General features: G+C 61.4%; 23 protein-coding genes. 13 read left to right on the top strand and 10 right to left on the bottom strand.

What is annotated here, in order from left to right:
- Window positions 1-23: 23 nt before the first annotated feature.
- The gene (locus VL202_RS25740) at window positions 24-818 is read right to left on the bottom strand and encodes a response regulator (RefSeq protein WP_325466899.1); all 795 of its coding nucleotides are present in this window, start codon (window positions 816-818) and stop codon (window positions 24-26) included.
- On the opposite strand from VL202_RS25740, the gene VL202_RS25735 reads away from it, so the two are divergent.
- The 4 genes from VL202_RS25735 (at window position 819) to VL202_RS25720 (ending at window position 3408) form a co-directional block, all read left to right on the top strand.
- On the top strand, window positions 819-965 hold the full coding sequence (locus tag VL202_RS25735; RefSeq protein WP_325466898.1) for a hypothetical protein: 147 nt from the start codon (window positions 819-821) through the stop codon (window positions 963-965).
- Window positions 962-1156: a NepR family anti-sigma factor gene (locus tag VL202_RS25730; RefSeq protein WP_325466897.1), complete on the top strand. Its 195-nt coding sequence runs from the start codon at window positions 962-964 to the stop codon at window positions 1154-1156. The genes VL202_RS25735 and VL202_RS25730 overlap by 4 nt, the downstream gene beginning before the upstream one ends.
- The gene (locus VL202_RS25725; protein ID WP_325466896.1) at window positions 1153-1719 is read left to right on the top strand and encodes an RNA polymerase sigma factor; all 567 of its coding nucleotides are present in this window, start codon (window positions 1153-1155) and stop codon (window positions 1717-1719) included. Before VL202_RS25730 ends, VL202_RS25725 begins: the two co-directional genes overlap by 4 nt.
- A gap of 186 nt (window positions 1720-1905) precedes the next feature.
- Window positions 1906-3408 (top strand): sensor histidine kinase, encoded by a 1503-nt coding sequence (locus tag VL202_RS25720; RefSeq protein WP_325466895.1) that lies wholly within the window; start codon window positions 1906-1908, stop codon window positions 3406-3408.
- 13 nt (window positions 3409-3421) lie between these two features.
- Here the strand turns inward: VL202_RS25720 and VL202_RS25715 are convergent, their stop codons facing one another.
- The 7 genes from VL202_RS25715 to hemP all read right to left on the bottom strand — a co-directional run bounded on the left by VL202_RS25715 (window position 3422) and on the right by hemP (window position 8591).
- Window positions 3422-3853 (bottom strand): hypothetical protein, encoded by a 432-nt coding sequence (locus VL202_RS25715; RefSeq protein ID WP_325466894.1) that lies wholly within the window; start codon window positions 3851-3853, stop codon window positions 3422-3424.
- Window positions 3854-3964: 111 nt separating this feature from the next.
- Window positions 3965-4351, bottom strand: coding sequence for a hypothetical protein (locus tag VL202_RS25710; protein WP_325466893.1), 387 nt, complete (start codon window positions 4349-4351; stop codon window positions 3965-3967).
- Between the two features lie 141 nt (window positions 4352-4492).
- On the bottom strand, window positions 4493-5281 hold the full coding sequence (locus tag VL202_RS25705) for a heme ABC transporter ATP-binding protein (protein WP_325466892.1): 789 nt from the start codon (window positions 5279-5281) through the stop codon (window positions 4493-4495).
- Between the two features lie 3 nt (window positions 5282-5284).
- Window positions 5285-6409: an iron ABC transporter permease gene (locus VL202_RS25700; RefSeq protein ID WP_325466891.1), complete on the bottom strand. Its 1125-nt coding sequence runs from the start codon at window positions 6407-6409 to the stop codon at window positions 5285-5287.
- Window positions 6396-7343, bottom strand: coding sequence for a hemin ABC transporter substrate-binding protein (locus VL202_RS25695; RefSeq protein WP_325466890.1), 948 nt, complete (start codon window positions 7341-7343; stop codon window positions 6396-6398). Before VL202_RS25695 ends, VL202_RS25700 begins: the two co-directional genes overlap by 14 nt.
- Window positions 7344-7353: 10 nt before the next feature.
- Window positions 7354-8409, bottom strand: coding sequence for a hemin-degrading factor (locus tag VL202_RS25690; RefSeq protein WP_325466889.1), 1056 nt, complete (start codon window positions 8407-8409; stop codon window positions 7354-7356).
- Between the two features lie 8 nt (window positions 8410-8417).
- The gene (gene hemP / locus VL202_RS25685) at window positions 8418-8591 is read right to left on the bottom strand and encodes a hemin uptake protein HemP (RefSeq protein WP_325466888.1); all 174 of its coding nucleotides are present in this window, start codon (window positions 8589-8591) and stop codon (window positions 8418-8420) included.
- A gap of 212 nt (window positions 8592-8803) precedes the next feature.
- Between hemP and VL202_RS25680 the strand changes: the two genes are divergently transcribed.
- From VL202_RS25680 to VL202_RS25660, 5 genes are all read left to right on the top strand, one after another.
- Entirely contained in the window at window positions 8804-9235 is a 432-nt protein-coding gene (locus VL202_RS25680) for a hypothetical protein (protein WP_325466887.1), read from the top strand.
- Window positions 9236-9260: 25 nt separating this feature from the next.
- On the top strand, window positions 9261-10193 hold the full coding sequence (locus tag VL202_RS25675) for a TonB family protein (protein ID WP_325466886.1): 933 nt from the start codon (window positions 9261-9263) through the stop codon (window positions 10191-10193).
- A gap of 158 nt (window positions 10194-10351) precedes the next feature.
- Complete coding sequence (locus VL202_RS25670; RefSeq protein ID WP_325466885.1) at window positions 10352-10771, top strand: DUF2325 domain-containing protein; 420 nt, start codon at window positions 10352-10354, stop codon at window positions 10769-10771.
- A 61-nt stretch (window positions 10772-10832) separates the two neighbouring features.
- The gene (locus tag VL202_RS25665; RefSeq protein ID WP_325466884.1) at window positions 10833-11102 is read left to right on the top strand and encodes a hypothetical protein; all 270 of its coding nucleotides are present in this window, start codon (window positions 10833-10835) and stop codon (window positions 11100-11102) included.
- A 10-nt stretch (window positions 11103-11112) separates the two neighbouring features.
- The gene (locus VL202_RS25660) at window positions 11113-11427 is read left to right on the top strand and encodes an antibiotic biosynthesis monooxygenase (RefSeq protein ID WP_325466883.1); all 315 of its coding nucleotides are present in this window, start codon (window positions 11113-11115) and stop codon (window positions 11425-11427) included.
- Here the strand turns inward: VL202_RS25660 and VL202_RS25655 are convergent.
- Window positions 11424-11792 (bottom strand): DUF423 domain-containing protein, encoded by a 369-nt coding sequence (locus VL202_RS25655; protein WP_325466882.1) that lies wholly within the window; start codon window positions 11790-11792, stop codon window positions 11424-11426. The genes VL202_RS25660 and VL202_RS25655 overlap by 4 nt on opposite strands.
- Window positions 11793-11795: 3 nt before the next feature.
- Window positions 11796-12191 carry a group II truncated hemoglobin gene (locus tag VL202_RS25650; protein ID WP_325466881.1) on the bottom strand — a complete coding sequence of 132 codons (396 nt, stop codon included), beginning with the start codon at window positions 12189-12191 and terminating at the stop codon, window positions 11796-11798.
- Window positions 12192-12344: 153 nt separating this feature from the next.
- On the opposite strand from VL202_RS25650, the gene VL202_RS25645 reads away from it, so the two are divergent.
- The 4 genes from VL202_RS25645 to VL202_RS25630 all read left to right on the top strand — a co-directional run.
- Window positions 12345-12905, top strand: coding sequence for a TetR/AcrR family transcriptional regulator (locus tag VL202_RS25645; RefSeq protein WP_325466880.1), 561 nt, complete (start codon window positions 12345-12347; stop codon window positions 12903-12905).
- 20 nt (window positions 12906-12925) lie between these two features.
- Window positions 12926-13267, top strand: a complete 342-nt coding sequence (locus tag VL202_RS25640) for a multidrug efflux SMR transporter (RefSeq protein WP_325466879.1) — start codon at window positions 12926-12928, stop codon at window positions 13265-13267.
- A gap of 120 nt (window positions 13268-13387) precedes the next feature.
- Window positions 13388-14173 carry a ThuA domain-containing protein gene (locus VL202_RS25635; protein WP_325466878.1) on the top strand — a complete coding sequence of 262 codons (786 nt, stop codon included), beginning with the start codon at window positions 13388-13390 and terminating at the stop codon, window positions 14171-14173.
- Window positions 14173-15222, top strand: a 1050-nt coding sequence (locus tag VL202_RS25630) for a Gfo/Idh/MocA family oxidoreductase (protein WP_325466877.1), incomplete at its 3' end; no start/stop codon positions are given. The genes VL202_RS25635 and VL202_RS25630, both read left to right, overlap by 1 nt.

The following is a 15222-nucleotide window of genomic DNA, read 5'->3' as shown; positions in this document are numbered from 1 at the left end:
TACCCGTAGCCGGGTGAATCAGATCAGGCTGCCGCCCTGGTGGATTCATTGAAGAACAGGGCCTGGCTGATCAGGGCCTTGACCATGTCCGGGTTGAACGGCTTCGTCACGAGGAAGGTCGGCTCCGGCCGTTCGCCGGTCAGCAGGCGTTCCGGGAATGCGGTGATGAAGATGACCGGGATGGCGGTGTTCTTCAGGATGTCGTTGACCGCGTCGATGCCCGAACTGCCATCGGCAAGCTGGATGTCCGCCAGCACCATGCTCGGCTGCGTCGACTTGAAAAGGGCAACGGCTTCGTCGCGCGTACGGGCGATGCCGGTGACCTTGTGGCCGAGACTTTCGACCATCTGCTCGATATCGATGGCGATCAGCGGTTCGTCCTCGATGATCATGATGTCGGTCGCAACCTGGCGCGAAATCTCTTCCGATGCGCGTTCCAGCAACTGGCTCATGCCGGTTTCGGTGGTATCCAGAACCTCGGCAGCCTCGCTGGTGCGGAATCCCTCGACGGACACCAGAAGGAAAGCCTGGCGGGCGAGCGGCGAGACGGATGCGAGGTTGATCGAGGCCCGTTTTTCCCATGCGAACGGCGAGACCGGCTCGGGGATAAGCACGGATGAGGAGCCGAACAATTTGGTGTACAACTGAAACAGGGCGACCCTGTCATTGCTGGCTTCCGGAAAAATTGTGACGTCTGCGATCAGAGCTTCCAGAACGGCTGCGACATACGCGTCGCCCGATGTCTGCGATCCGGTCAATGCGCGCGAGTAGCGACGCAGATAGGGCAGGAACGGAGCGATCCGGGTGGAAAGTGACATATGTATTACTCCCTCAATCTGGCCCGGGTTACGGCCATGACAGGATTGAAACGCAGGCGCAAAAAAAAGGTTCCTCCCGGTGGAACAATTTTTTTGGCGGCGCATTATCTGACCAGACAAACATTTGAAGGTATTTTGTGTTTATGAGCTACAAAATCGGAGCTGGGCAAGGGGCTGAAAAATCAGACCGGGCCAATCATCCAAACGCGCAGATCGCCACGAAACTTCGCGCGCTTTACCTCTCCGTCCAGGAGGAGGCCATTCCGGATCGTTTTCTCGATCTTCTCGAAAAGCTTGATGCTGTCGAACGCCAATCTGTCACGGATGTTGCAGAATGAGTGGTGCAAAGACGTCTGAGGATCCGAGCTTCAAGCGCGAAATGCTTGCCGCGCTTCCGAGCCTGCGTGCGTTCGCCATGTCGCTGATCGGCAGGCATGACCGTGCCGACGATCTCGTTCAGGATACCATCATGAAGGCATGGGCCAAGCAGGACCATTTCGAGATGGGCACCAACATGAAGGCCTGGCTGTTCACGATCCTGCGCAACGAGCTTTATAGCCAGATGCGCAAGCGTGGCCGGGAGGTTCAGGACAGCGACGGTTATTTCACCGAGTCGCTCGCCCAGCATCCGGCGCAATACGGATCCCTTGATCTCCAGGATTTCAAGCGTGCACTCGACACCCTGCCGCCGGACCAGCGCGAAGCCATCATTCTCGTCGGTGCATCGGGTTTTTCCTACGAGGAAGCGGCGGAAATCTGCGGCTGCGCGCTCGGAACGATCAAGAGTCGCGTCAACCGGGCGCGCCAGAGGCTTCAGGATATCCTGCAGGTCAGCGGCGAGAATGAATATGGTCCGGACGCGACGTCGGCACCGATGACGTCCAAGGCATTCATGTCCTGATATCGCTTGTGATGCCCGCCTACGGTTCATTTTGCCGGGGCGGGCGTTTATCGTCGCTGCCAATGATGTCGAGATACCGTGATTGCGTCAGGGATGGCAATTGTGGCAAGACTGTGGCAGGCATTCCGCGGGGGCGACGCCGCAAGCTGGAATATCAACGGCGCCCGTGTTGGGATGTGGACATTCATGACGGAAGACAATCTTGAGCAGCAGGCAGAGGTGCACGCCGCTTTGGCTTCGGCCGGGCGGCTCGGCGTTCTGCGTTCGGTCGTTCCGGATATGGCGGAGCAGGACACCGATTTTCTGGAATTTGCCGCGATCGCCGCGGGGCTTTTCGATGCACCAATTGCCCTCGTGACGCTCATGGATGCGCGGGATCAATGGTTCAAGGCTGCTATCGGGACGGACGAAAAACGGGCTTCGTCCCGTGATTCCTTCTGCGCTCATACGATTGCCGATGGCGAGGCCCTGGTCGTTGCGGATGCCCAGGCCGATCCCCGATTTTCGGGCCAGCCGCGCGTAACGGGTGCTCCCTTCCTGCGATTTTACGCCGGCGTTCCGCTGCTGGTCGATGAGCAACCGATCGGTACGCTCTGTGTTTTCGATGTCAAGCCGCGCCGGGATGTGCCGCCGGAACGGGTGGCGCAATTGCAGCGTCTGGCGCGCCTGGCATCCTTGCTCTTCAAATTGAAGCATGAGGCACGTCAGCGGGCGTTGAAGGAGGCTGCCCTTACCCGTGAAGAGCGGCGCCATGTCATGGCGCTTGACGCGGCGAATGTGGGAAGCTGGCTCTGGGATGTGCGATCCGGCAATGTTTCCTGCAATACGGCCATGGCGCGCATGTTCGGCATGCCCGCGACCCGGAGCGTTCAGGCAAAGGACATCTTTGCCGCCATCCATCAGGAAGATCGGGCTGCGACACTGGTAAAGCTGCGTGCTGCCATGGCCGCGGACGAGGAATATGACGGAACGTTCCGGGTGTCCTCCAGCGGGCGCTGGCTGCTCGGGCGTGGTCGTGTCCACGAGCGCGATGCGTCCGGAAAGCCGACCGTTTTCCTCGGTATCAATATCGATGTGACCGAGGAGCACAGCTCGACCCAGCGTACCCGGCTTCTGTTGCGGGAACTCAATCACCGGGTGAAGAACACGCTGGCAATGCTGCAATCGCTTGCCCGCCAGACCTTGCGCCAGACCAGCGATCCGCAGCAGTTCATGACCGCCTTTGCCGGCCGCTTGCAGGCGATCTCGGAGGCGCATGGCCTGCTTTCCGATCACGAATGGGGGGCGATCCGCCTGTCGGCGCTGCTCGCCAAGCAATTGTCGCCGCATGTGCGGGATTATGACAAGCAGATCGAGATGCACAAGGACGAGATTCTCTTGGGCCCCGACCAGGCTGTCGGCCTCGGTCTCGTCCTGCACGAACTGGCGACCAATGCCGCGAAGTACGGCTCGCTCTCGGTCCCGCGCGGAAAAATCGTGTTGACGGCGCGGGGCCTTGATGAGGAGGAGGGGCGGCGCGTCCTGCATATGACCTGGACCGAAGTCGACGGCCCGCCCGTCGAGGAGCCGGCGCGCCGTGGTTTCGGCTCGATCCTGATCGAGCGCAGCCTCGACAAGGTGATGGGCAGTTCGGTAAAAGTCGAATATCTGCCGGCCGGCCTGACGGCCATCGTGCGCTTGCCGCTCTGACCGGCGCCTGCGGTCAGGATCGATCCTTGTCCGCCGGCTTGCGCATCAAACCCAGGGCCGTACCGACCCCGAGAGCGAGACCTGCCGCAAGAAGCGGCTGGCGGCGAAAAAGCGTGAATGCCGTGGCAACCGCCAGCGACGTCTGCGCCTGCGACCGGCGACGCTTGTCTTCCAGGATGCGCCGGTCTCGCGCGTTGAGCGCATAGATTATGCCGATCAGGACGAGGCCGATGACAAGGGAGGCGATGGCAAGAATGGCGGTGGCAATCAACGGCGTATAGATCGCGCTCAAATAGATCGCGCTGGCCACCAGCATGAAGATGTAGGCGGTGAGGAAAAACAGCGAAGCGACAAGCCACATCGCCCCATTGCGCTTGTAGCGCGATACCTTGAGGCTGACATCCGTCACCACAAGACCCGAAAGCATGGCGACCAAAGGACCCATTTTATTCTCCAGCAGACGAAGCGGGATGAAGCGACGGTAAACCGACAAGGTCGTTGCCCCCGCCGGCCGTTCGACTGAAGCGACGCTGTAGCGCCGCTTCGTCAGCATTGTCTAGCGACGGATAAGGGCTGCGACGAGAAGGCCGAGGGCAGCGGCGGCACCGAGTGTCGCGACAGGATGTTCTCGCACGGTATGGCGAACCTGTTTCTCGGTGCTGGCATAACGGTCGCGCAATTCGGCAAACAAAAGTTCGCCATTGGCGATGATGTCGTTCAGGCCGGCTTCGGCTGTGTCGCGTGCCTCATGAGCGCGGGAGCGGACATTCCTCGATGCGTCCGAAGCTCTCGCCTGGGCGTCCCTTGCGGTATCGGCGCCAACCTGCGACAGAAGCTTTGCCAAGGAAGCGATTTCGTCGCGGATTTCATTGATCTGGTCTTCAAGCGGGGTTTCGAGAACACGCTTTCTTGCGCTGGAACCTGAGAAGAGACCGTTGGCCATGGGAAAGCTCCTTGATGTGGAGGGCGGCAGTTTCAACTGGGCCCGGTGTGCGGCAGTGCCGACACGTGAATTCATCACCCATCGACGGTTCGCCACATCAACGCACCGGGGCTGATTTTGTTCCCTCGCCGGTGGGGAGTTCTAGCCGACCGCGGTATGCGGCAGGACGAAGGGTACGCTGCCTGTCGGCGTCGCATTCACCCGCATGGCGCAGCCGAACACGGTTTCCATGACGGCATCCGTCATCACCTCGTTGGGATGACCGGCTGCGGCGACGCGCCCGCCTTTGACCATGATCATCCGGTCGGCGAACATGGCCGTGAGATTGAGGTCGTGCATGATGGCGATGACACCGCCGCCGCGCGCGCAGAAATTCCGAGCCAGCCGCATGATTGTCAGCTGATGGCGGATGTCGAGGCTGGAGACCGGCTCGTCGAGGAGCAGGAAAGAGGGCTCGCCGTGCTGCATCGGATTCCACAACTGACAGAGCGTCCGGGCAAGCTGCACGCGCTGCTGTTCGCCGCCGGAAAGCTCCTGGTAGAAACGGCCGGCAAAACCGGAAAGATCGACCGCTTCAAGCGCGTCCTTTGCTATACGATCCGTTTCCCCGGCATCGGCCTTGGCGCCGACGGACAGTCCCATGCGGACGATCTCGCGCACGGTGAAGGGAAAGGAGATCACGGTCGACTGCGGCAGTACGGCGCGTTTCAGCGCCAATTCCCAGGGCTTCAGTGTCGCGATGTCATGCCCGTTAATGCTGACGGAGCCACTATGGGGCAGTTCGCCGGCGATCGCTTTGAGGCTGGTGGTCTTGCCCGAGCCGTTCGGTCCGACGATCGCGGTCAACTGGCCGGCCGCGGCCTCGATGTCGACGCCGTGCAGCACCAGTTTTCCGGACAGTTTGACGGTGAGATTGTGTGCCTTGATCATGGTCTAAAGCCCCATATGGGAACGCCCGCGCAAGAGGATCCACAGGAAGAACGGAGCACCGGCAAAGGCGGTGATGATGCCGATCGGCAGTTCCGCCGGCGGCACGACGGTGCGGGCGATCATATCGGCGAAGATCAGCAGCGTACCACCGAGCAGCGCCGAAGCGGGCAGCAGATAACGATGATCCGGGCCGATGACCAGCCGCAGGACATGCGGCACGACGATGCCGACGAAACCGATGCCGCCGCTGACCGCGACCGATGCGCCGGTCGAGGCCGCGACGCTGACGATGGCGATGTTCTTCAACCGCTGGACCGGAATGCCCATGTGAAAGGCCGTGGCCTCGCCGAGCGTCAGCGCATTCAGCCCGCGCGCCAGGAACGGCACGACGGCCAGCGCGGCGATGATGATCGGTCCGGCCGACAGGATTTTCGTCCAGTTGGCGCCGGCAAGGGAGCCGAGTCCCCAGAAAGTCAGGTCGCGCAACTGCTTGTCGTCGGCGACGAAGATGAGGACGCCGGTTGCGGCGCCAGCAAGGGCGCCGAGCGCGATGCCGGCCAGCAGCATGGTCGCGACCGAAGTCTGGCCGCTGCGCGTGGCGATCCTGTAGAGGAGCAGGGTGGTTCCAAGCCCGCCGAGAAAGGCAGCGATCGGCAGGGCATAGAAACCGAAAATGGCAAAGAGCGGACCGAAGAAGGTGCTGCCGAGCACGATCAGGAGGACCGCGCCAAGGCTGGCGCCCGAGGAAACGCCGACGAGGCCGGGATCGGCCAGCGGGTTGCGAAACAATCCTTGCATGACGGCGCCGGAGACAGCGAGCGACGCGCCAACCAGGAGGCCGAGCACGGCGCGTGGCAGGCGGATGTCGAGGATGATGATGCGGTCACGGGCGCTGAGCGCCTGTTCGGCACCCCCCACGCCAAGCAGCCATTGCAGCACATTGCCCAGCGATGCGTTCGCCGCACCCGTCATGATCGATGCGGCGAACATGGCGATGACGACGACGAAAAGCGCCCCGATCAAAAGCCGGGCCAAGCGTGAGCGATCGCCCTTCTGCCACTCGGACATCAGACGGGCGGCGAAGGAGAGAGGCTGGTCGTCATGCACGGCCATTTCACTGCGAGGCATTCGTTTTTCCGTAAATGGCCGCGTTCAGCGCGCGCACCGTGCTTGCCGTGCGCGGGCCGAAGCCGAGCAGGTGCAGGCCGTCCATGCGGATAACCGTTTTGGTCTTGGCGGCGGGTGTCAACGCCAGCGCCGGATGGGCGAAGAGTTCGTCGTCGCTCGCGGCATGGCCGCCGCCGCGCGTCATCATCAGCACGACATCGGGCCTGGCTTCGATGATGGCCTCGTCGGTCAGCGGCTTGTAACCAGAGAAGGTGCCGGTGGCGTTCATGGCGCCCGAAAGCCCGATGATGCCGTCGGCGGCAGTGTGGGCGCCGGCCGCCATGATCTTGCCGCCCTGGGCGCTGAGGATGAAAATCACCCGCTTGCGCTCGCTTTCCGGGCGCTTGGCGGCATCGGCAACGGCGGCGTCGAGATCGGCCTTGACCTGATTGGAAAGGGACGCGGCCTTTTCCGGGACGCCGAGGAAGTCACCAACGGTGCGGATCTTGTCGAGGATGCCTTCGCGGTCGTATTTTTCCGAGACGGTCTGGAAGGGAATCTTGGCGTCCTTGAGGACGTTCAGCGTTTCCGGCGGGCCGCTACCTTCGATGGCGATGATTGCGCTCGGATTGATGGCGATCACGCCTTCCGGCGACAATTGCCGCATGTAGCCGACATCCGGCAGTTTGTGGGTCGCCTCCGGATAGACGCTGGTGGAATCGCGGCCGACAAGCCGACCTTCCTCGCCCAAGGCGTAGATGATTTCGGTCACGGCGCCGCCGACCGAGACGAGGCGTGATGTATCGGCTTTCTGCATGTCCTGCGCCACGGCGGCACGCACGAAGGACGGACCGTCCGGAAGGGCGACCGGCAGGATGAAGGGCGTGGATACGGCAAACAGCGCCAGAGCCAGTTTCCAGGAACGGAGCCGTCGGAGATCGTAGAGCGTCTTCATGTCGGTTCCTTCAGGCAGCTTCGGTGATGTCGAGCCGGGGGAGGTTTTCCATGATCGTGCGCCAGTCGTCGCGCTCGGCATTGCCTTCCTTGCGCTTGCCGAAGAACTGGATGACCATCTCGCCCTTGGCGTCGAGCGCTTCGAGCGAGGTCACGTGGCCATCGGCGGTCGGCTTGCGAACAGCCCAGATTTCGGCGAGGTGGTCGGTGCGCAGATGCAGGTGGAATGTCGGATCCATGACGTTCAGCCAGGGACCCATGGTCTGGATGTTGGCGACCGGGCCGGAATGGATCTGAATGACGCCGTGGTTGCCGACGAAGCACATGATCGGCAGATCGACCCTGGCCGATTCCCTCATCATGTCTTCCACCGTGCCTGGTTGCAATTTCCAGGCGAAATCCTCGCCGACGGCCTCCAGCGCCTGACGGCGGCCGAGTTTCAGCTTGCGCAGCAGGCCATGGAACTGATGCGTGTCCGTCATCCTGCTCCACTCGTCGCGCAACACCGCGACGTCGACCGCGGCGCTTTCGTTTTCCGAAATGCTCTCGACAGCGGCAACCGCTGAAAACTCCTGTGATTGATCTTCCAGCCGGAAGGCCACGACGATGCTGTCATAGGCCGCCAGATTGGAGGCGGGGCGCAGATGCACCTTGTGGACGGCGGTGCCCTGCTTGTCGAAGAACTGCAGGCTGCGGCGCACGTTCTCGCCATCCGTCTTCGTCACGGCGAAGCCGTGCGCCCAGGCACCCGGAAAGATGCGCAGGTCGATGTTCTCGCCGAGCACGATCGAGGCATGTTTTCCCGGCTTGATGTTTTCGAACATGCCGATCTTTTCATGCACGGCGCTCGCGTTGCGGGTCAGCGCCATGACTTCGCCGAGCTCGGCAGCGCGCTCGAGGAAGCGGTTGGCATCGCCATCGATGCGGATGGCGGTCAGTCCGCATTCGGCGGCAACGAGGGCGGCTTCCGAAATGCCCATCTGTGCTGCGATATCGCGTTCGCGCATCTTCGGGTTCGCCGCGCGAAAGGCACGGATTTCGGCTGGGGTCGGGAGCGTCTGGGTCATGTGTTGGCCTATTTGTTTAGAATAAGTTTGCCCTGGCGGGTAATTTTCATTCGGTAGATGGCGCCGTCGTGCGAGATCAGGATCTCGTTGTCGCCACGAAAAAGCTCGCGACTTTCGACAATGCGCTGCGTCTGGTTGGCCGGCGCGGGGACTGGTCCGGCATCTTGTTCATTGGGTGTCACAGGCGTCTGGCCCTGATCAGGCGGCCGAAAACAGGGGATGGATCCCCCTTTGCGGCCGGGTCATTGCGATTAGTATCTTGACTTCATTACTCATCTTTTATTATGGACGCAATACAGGAATTTTAGAGTCAAGTTATTGGCGCGGACACGATCGCGGTGGTGCTGGGCATGTTCGCATGGCCGTATCGGCGATCTTCAGGAATGGACGGACAATGATGAAATTCAATCGACTGCTGCCTCTGGCGCTGGTTGCCATCCTCTCGTCCGGCGCCGGCGCCGCGGCGCAGGATTCGAGCGGCAGTCTCACGGTCGAGATCAATGAACTTGCGCCGTCCGACAAAGGCTGCAAGCTCACCTTCGTCGCCAGCAACGGCCTTGCGCAGGAACTGGCCAAGGTTTCGTTCGAGTTCGTTCTGTTCGATGGAAAAGGGCTGGTCGAGCGGATGGCGGTGCTCGACTTTCGCGATCTGCCGGCCGGCAAGACCAAGGTCCGCCAGTTCGACCTTCCCGGCACGAAATGCGAATCCGTGAAAAGCCTGCTGATCAACGATGCCCCGGTCTGCACCGGTGAAGGTGTCGCCAAGGATGCCTGCATGAAGATCCTGAAGACCGGATCGAAGTCGTCAGTCGAATTGAAGGGCTGATGCGGGTTTCGCATCGGTATCTCGAATGAACAATACGATCAAATGGACCGGGGCCATCGTCCTTTCGCTGCTGGCGCATGCGGGAACGGCAAAGCTGTTCGAGCCGAGCGACAAGCCGCCTGAAATGGCAATGGTCGAAGGCGGCGAGGAGATGGACGTCGCGGTGCTCGGCAATGCGTTCGAGGAAACGATCCTGTCCGGAGATCCGGAGCAGACCGAGGAAATCGACGAGATCAAGCCGGAAGAAGTGGAGCCGGAACCCGTCGACGTCGCGGAAATACCGCCCATTCAGTCGGACGTGACGGCGGAAACGCCGCCGGATGTGATTCCGACCGAAGCCGACGTCATTCTTCCCGCCGAGGAACTGCCACCGGTCGCAGCGGAGCAGCCGGAGATCACCGCCACGGTCGCGCCGGCGGAGACAGTCATTCCCGAGGAAAAGCCGGAGCCGGAGCCGGAAGAGATCAAGCCGGAGCCGGAAAAGAAGCCGGAGCCAAGGAAAGAGCCCGAGAAGGAAAAGCCGAAGAAGAAGCCCGTCAAGAAGAAGGCGGGCGACAAGGGCAATCAGGTGGAATCGGCCAAGCAGGGGCAGGCCGACGGCGCCGAAAACGCCGCCGCCAGCTCGAATGCCGGGAAAAAGGGTAAGGTCTCCCAAGCCCTGGGCAATGCCGCGGAGAGTAACTACAAGGGCAAGGTCCGCTCCAAGGTTCAGCGCCATTTCAAATATCCGAAATCGGCTGACAGGGCGGGAGTTAAGGGAACGGTGACCGTTGCCTTCACGGTATCGGCCAGCGGTGGTGTCAGCGGTGTCCGGATCGTCAAGGGCTCGGGATCGCCGGTGCTCGACGAGGCCGCCCTGAATGCTGTGCGCAAGGCCGAGCCTTTGCCAAAAATTCCCGAAGGCGCGGGCCGCAGCAGTTGGCCATTTGTCTTGCCGCTTCAGTTTGGCCGGCGGTAGTGTGCCGGCACGACGGGCGGTGATGTGCAAGCCGCTCCATGCCGGCAAAAAAACATGACTAAAATATTCATCTTTATACTTTACTCTTTTCCTCAAGTTAAATAGGGTGCCGTCACGATCAGCAAGCCGGGCGATTCCGGAAACGAGCGGAGACGGACATGGGCGACCGGCGCAACCAGCTGAAGCCGAAGCAGAAACAGGCGCGCGACAGCGATGCGCGCGATGCATCCTCTTCATCCGATGCGAAAGCCAATAAACTGGAGGGCCGCAGCTTCCTTTATGTCGGCGGCCGTGATTGCCAGGTGGCGCATCTGCGCCAGATCGCCAGCTCCCATGGTGCCGAACTCATCCATCACGATGGCGGCCTGCGCGAGGCGGTATCGCGCATCGACAATATCCTGCCCTCTGTCGACTGCGTCTTCTGCCCGATCGACTGTATCAGTCATGATGCGTGTTTGCGGGTGAAAACCGGCTGCAAGAAGTGGGGCAAGGCCTTCGTGCCCTTGCGCAACGGCAGCAAATCCAGCCTTGAACGCGCTTTTCTCGACTTGAAAGGGAACCGTAGCCACGCTGGCTGATTGTCCCGCATGGATCAATTTTCGGATGCGGTTTGCGTGTCTAGGTCTTGGAGATAAGATGATGAGCAATGAGCGTCCCGATCAGTTCATGATGATCGGACTGCACAAGCTGGCTTCGCAATCCGGCGATGGCCTGGTTCCGGAACTCTACGAGCTTCTGACGCGCCGGGCACAGATGGTCGAGGACAATCCGAACGTCACCGAGTTTCCGGCATGGCAGTCGCGTCCGCAGGCTCGCGAGGTTTTCGGGCTTGCGCCCGAGCCCAGGGATAATATCCTGCCGTTCCCGTCCGGTGCGGCTGTCGCTGCGCCCAACAAGGCCAGTGCTTGAGGATATCGGCATGTATTTCGCCATGAACAGGTTCAGGATCGCCATCGGTCACGAAGCTGCCTTCGAGGACGTCTGGAAAAACCGTGATTCCAGTCTCTCCGAAGTTCCCGGATTCAAGGAGTTTCGCCTGTTGCGTGGCGAGACGATTGTCGATGAAGGCTATACTTTGTTCGTTTCCAGTTCGATCTGGGACAACCGCGACGCCTTTTCCGCATGGACCAGGTCGGAGAATTTCCGCGCCGCCCACAAAAGCGCCGCGGATAACCGGGAGATGTATCTCGGCCCGCCAAAATTCGAGGGCTTTTCGGTCGTTCAGGGCGCTTAAGCCTCTTTGGGTTTGAAGACGCAGCCAACTGCCACCGCGAGCCAGCCGGCCATCATCAGGATGCCGCCCGTCGGCGCCGACATCGGGAACAGCCCGTGGCCGAGAAAGTGCCGAGCTGTCAAATCTCCTGCGAACAGTGCCGTGCCCGCTGACAGGAGCAGGGCTGCGACCGGCGCAGTGCGTAGGATCGTCCAGGCCGCATAGAGCGCGATCAGGGCAGGGGCATGTGCCAGGCACATGGCCGATGCGCCACCCAGCAGGTGCGGGTCTGACCCATGCGAGGCGGCCGCGGCGCTGGCCACGCCGTAGACGCCCATCATGCCGGCAATGAAGAGGGTTGCCGATCGCAATTGGCCGTTTCGCATGGTCTATTCGTCCCTGTTCTGCATGTGATGGGCAAGCCGCGTCACCGGCTCGAGGATGATGGCGCGCAATTGCGGATGAGCGACGGTCTCTTCCAGCGCGCGGGTGAAGCACAGCAGCCATTCCGCCCGTTCCACAGCACCGATCGAGGCGCCGAAATGGCGGCTTCTCAGCCGCGGATGGCCGCGCTTGTCGGTATAAAGCGGCGGGCCGCCGAGCCAGCCGGTCAGGTATTCGTAGAATTTCTCTTCGCTGCCGGAAAGGTCGGCCGGATGCAGAGCACGGCAGCGGGCAGCCTCGGGCAACGTGTCCATCAGTTCGTAGAACCGATGCGTCAAGGCGCGCACGGTGTCGTCGCCACCGATGGCGTTGTAGAGGGTTTCGGTCTGCGCGTCCGTCATCATGGCTTTCCAGATTTCTGCGTCTTTTTACCGCGCCGCGCCGCACCGTTCCAATGATTTTCACGGCATCGGCGCGGTTGCGTCGATTGACCACGTCGGATGGGGAATACGAAATCGGTTGACAAACCGGCTAGACGGTATCTTTACTGCGATATGTCTCTCGCGCACCACAGAAGAAAGCAGCCCGAACTCGTCCGTCAGCAATTGCTGGAGGTCGCAGCGCGCCTGTCGCTGGAGCAGGGTGCTGCCGGCGTGACGCTCGATGCGGTGTCGCAGGCGGCCGGCGTCAGCAAGGGTGGCCTGCTGCATCATTTTCCCAACAAGATGGCGCTGCTCGACGGGCTCTTCGATGACCTGACCGGCAAGCTCGACCGGATGATCGCCGAGGAAATGCGCAGGGATCCGGTCGCGCATGGCCGCTTCACGCGCGCCTATCTGTCCTGCGTCTTCCAGATGCAGGACGAGGCGGATGTGCAGGGCTGGCAGGTCCTGACCATCGCGCTCCTGTCGGAGCCGCAATTGCGGGCGCGCTGGAAATTGTGGGTGGCGGATCGGGCAGACGAGTTCATGGGGACCGATTCCTCGGCCGGCTGCCTGCTGGCGCGGTTTGCCGCCGATGGTCTGTGGCTGGCGGATATCCTCAAGAGCCATGACGTCGATCAGCCGACACGCCAGACGATGCGCAGCCATCTCATCGCCCTTTCCCTGCAATAACGGATCCCTGGAGCCTCAAGATGAACCCTGCAATGCTGTACGGCGTGCTCGTGATCGCCATCGTCTTCGAGGTGCTGGGAACCTCCGCCATGCAGGCTGCCCAGCATTTCACCAAGCCGGTGCCGACGCTCATCATGGTGGTCTGCTACGCCATCGCCTTCTATTTCCTGTCCTATACGCTGCGGGCGATCCCGGTGGGCATCGCCTATGCGGTCTGGAGCGGTCTCGGCATCGTGCTGATCTCGCTGGTCGGCACTTTCGGCTTCGGCCAGAAGCTCGATCTTGCCGCGATTTTCGGGCTTGGGCTGATCATTGCCGGGGTTGTCGTGCTCAACGTCTTCTCTAAATCCAGCTTTCACTAAACAATTCGGGGTGATGGATTTCCGCTTGCAAAAGCAGGCGGCGGATTCTATCGCTTCAAATTGAAAGCGGTTTCAAATCCATCGAATCCCAAGTCGATGGAAAATGAAGAAAGGTTGGCCATGACCATCAAGGCGGTTGTCTGGGGCGAGAATATTCACGAGCAGACCAACGAGATCGTCCGGAGCATCTACCCGAACGGCATGCACACCACGATTGCGGCGGCGCTGAACACGGACCCGGCGATCGAGGCGGCGACGGCGACCCTGCAGGAGCCGGAACATGGCCTCAGCGTCGAGCGCCTGGCAAAGACCGATGTGCTGCTCTGGTGGGGCCACAAGGATCACGGTGCGGTGTCCGACGAAATCGTCGAGCGCGTCGCCAGGCGCGTATGGGAAGGCATGGGCCTGATCGTGCTGCATTCCGGCCATTTCTCCAAGCCGTTCAAGCGCCTGATGGGCACGCCCTGCGCGCTGAAATGGCGCGAGGCGGGCGAGCGCGAGCGGCTGTGGGTCATCAACCCGCGCCATCCGATCGCCGAGGGCCTCGACGAGAATTTCGTGCTCGAAAACGAGGAAATGTACGGCGAGCAGTTCTCGGTTCCGGAGCCGCTGGAAACCGTGTTCATCTCATGGTTTGCCGGCGGCGAGGTGTTCCGCTCGGGCCTCACCTGGCGTCGTGGCGCCGGCAACATCTTTTATTTCCGTCCCGGCCACGAGACATATCCGACCTATCACGACGCCAATGTCCACAAGGTCCTGCGCAATTCCGTGAAGTGGGCCTACAATCCGCAGGGCACCTATACGCCCATTCATGATGCACCGAACGTGCCCGTCGAAAAGGCGCTGGAACCGATCGTCGAGCGCGGCCCACGGCTGCACCAGGCCGGCGAGGAAGGATACAAGTGATGCAGCCCGTTCGTCTCCTGATCCTCGGCACCGGCGGCATGGCCAATACCCATGCGATGAACTTCGCCACAATCAGCGGCGTCGAACTCGTGGCCGCCGTCGATGTGGACCTCGTTCGTGTGCAGGCGTTTGCCGCGCGTCACAATATTGGCCAGACCTTCACCTCGCTGGACGAGGCGATCGAATGGGGCGCGTTCGATGCGGTCACCAACGTGACGCCGGACAAGATCCACTATCCGACGACGCTGAAGCTGCTTGCCGCCAGCAAGCACGTGCTCTGCGAAAAGCCGCTCGCGGAAGACTATGCCAAGGCTGACGAGATGGCGACCGCTGCGGAGAAATCCGGCCTGGTCACCATGGTCAACCTGACTTATCGCAATGTTGCCGAGGTCCAGAAGGCGCGGCAAATGGTTCTCGCTGGCGATATCGGCAAGGTGCGGCATATCGAGGCCTCCTATCTGCAAAGTTGGCTGGTCTCGAAGGCCTGGGGCGACTGGTCGACGGAATCGCAGTGGCTGTGGCGGCTCTCCACCAAGCATGGCTCGAACGGCGTGCTCGGCGATGTCGGCATTCATATCCTCGATTTCGCCGGTTATGGCGCCGCGACCGATGTCGATCACATCTTCGCCCGCCTGAAGACCTTCGACAAGGCGCCGGGTAACCGGATCGGTGAATATGATCTCGATGCGAATGACAGTTTTACCATGACGGCGGAATTCGCCAACGGCGCCATGGGCGTCATCCATGCCAGCCGCTGGGCCGTCGGCCACCTCAACGAATTGCGCCTGCGCATGCATGGCGACAAGGGAGCGATCGAGGTCATCCATACGCCGGATGGATCGACGCTGCGGGCCTGCCTCGGCGAAGATATCGAGAAGGGCATCTGGAGGGATATCGACGCTGGCACGGTGTTGACCAACTACCAGCGCTTCATCGATGCGGTGCGGGCCGGCAAAACGGAAGAACCGGGCTTCCGCCATGCGGCCGACCTGCAGAAGGTTCTCGATCTCGCCATGCTCACCGAGAAGGAGCGCCGCGAACTGGCGGTT

The organism is Pararhizobium sp., assembly GCF_035497515.1.
In the GTDB taxonomy this organism is placed as follows: Bacteria; Pseudomonadota; Alphaproteobacteria; order Rhizobiales; family Rhizobiaceae; genus Pararhizobium.
Note: the sequence above shows the minus strand (reverse complement) of the source record. Positions and strands in the feature narration are given on the sequence as shown.

Excerpts from the sequence above, each read along its gene's own strand:
- VL202_RS25740 (WP_325466899.1), bottom strand. The coding sequence starts at position 818 with ATGTCACTTTCCACCCGGATCGCTCCGTTCCTGCCCTATCTGCGTCGC.
- VL202_RS25735 (WP_325466898.1), top strand. The coding sequence starts at position 819 with ATGTATTACTCCCTCAATCTGGCCCGGGTTACGGCCATGACAGGATTG.
- VL202_RS25730 (WP_325466897.1), top strand. The coding sequence starts at position 962 with ATGAGCTACAAAATCGGAGCTGGGCAAGGGGCTGAAAAATCAGACCGG.
- VL202_RS25725 (WP_325466896.1), top strand. The coding sequence starts at position 1,153 with ATGAGTGGTGCAAAGACGTCTGAGGATCCGAGCTTCAAGCGCGAAATG.
- VL202_RS25720 (WP_325466895.1), top strand. The coding sequence starts at position 1,906 with ATGACGGAAGACAATCTTGAGCAGCAGGCAGAGGTGCACGCCGCTTTG.
- VL202_RS25715 (WP_325466894.1), bottom strand. The coding sequence starts at position 3,853 with ATGGGTCCTTTGGTCGCCATGCTTTCGGGTCTTGTGGTGACGGATGTC.
- VL202_RS25710 (WP_325466893.1), bottom strand. The coding sequence starts at position 4,351 with ATGGCCAACGGTCTCTTCTCAGGTTCCAGCGCAAGAAAGCGTGTTCTC.
- VL202_RS25705 (WP_325466892.1), bottom strand. The coding sequence starts at position 5,281 with ATGATCAAGGCACACAATCTCACCGTCAAACTGTCCGGAAAACTGGTG.
- VL202_RS25700 (WP_325466891.1), bottom strand. The coding sequence starts at position 6,409 with ATGCCTCGCAGTGAAATGGCCGTGCATGACGACCAGCCTCTCTCCTTC.
- VL202_RS25695 (WP_325466890.1), bottom strand. The coding sequence starts at position 7,343 with ATGAAGACGCTCTACGATCTCCGACGGCTCCGTTCCTGGAAACTGGCT.
- VL202_RS25690 (WP_325466889.1), bottom strand. The coding sequence starts at position 8,409 with ATGACCCAGACGCTCCCGACCCCAGCCGAAATCCGTGCCTTTCGCGCG.
- VL202_RS25680 (WP_325466887.1), top strand. The coding sequence starts at position 8,804 with ATGATGAAATTCAATCGACTGCTGCCTCTGGCGCTGGTTGCCATCCTC.
- VL202_RS25675 (WP_325466886.1), top strand. The coding sequence starts at position 9,261 with ATGAACAATACGATCAAATGGACCGGGGCCATCGTCCTTTCGCTGCTG.
- VL202_RS25670 (WP_325466885.1), top strand. The coding sequence starts at position 10,352 with ATGGGCGACCGGCGCAACCAGCTGAAGCCGAAGCAGAAACAGGCGCGC.
- VL202_RS25665 (WP_325466884.1), top strand. The coding sequence starts at position 10,833 with ATGAGCAATGAGCGTCCCGATCAGTTCATGATGATCGGACTGCACAAG.
- VL202_RS25660 (WP_325466883.1), top strand. The coding sequence starts at position 11,113 with ATGTATTTCGCCATGAACAGGTTCAGGATCGCCATCGGTCACGAAGCT.
- VL202_RS25655 (WP_325466882.1), bottom strand. The coding sequence starts at position 11,792 with ATGCGAAACGGCCAATTGCGATCGGCAACCCTCTTCATTGCCGGCATG.
- VL202_RS25650 (WP_325466881.1), bottom strand. The coding sequence starts at position 12,191 with ATGACGGACGCGCAGACCGAAACCCTCTACAACGCCATCGGTGGCGAC.
- VL202_RS25645 (WP_325466880.1), top strand. The coding sequence starts at position 12,345 with ATGTCTCTCGCGCACCACAGAAGAAAGCAGCCCGAACTCGTCCGTCAG.
- VL202_RS25640 (WP_325466879.1), top strand. The coding sequence starts at position 12,926 with ATGAACCCTGCAATGCTGTACGGCGTGCTCGTGATCGCCATCGTCTTC.
- VL202_RS25635 (WP_325466878.1), top strand. The coding sequence starts at position 13,388 with ATGACCATCAAGGCGGTTGTCTGGGGCGAGAATATTCACGAGCAGACC.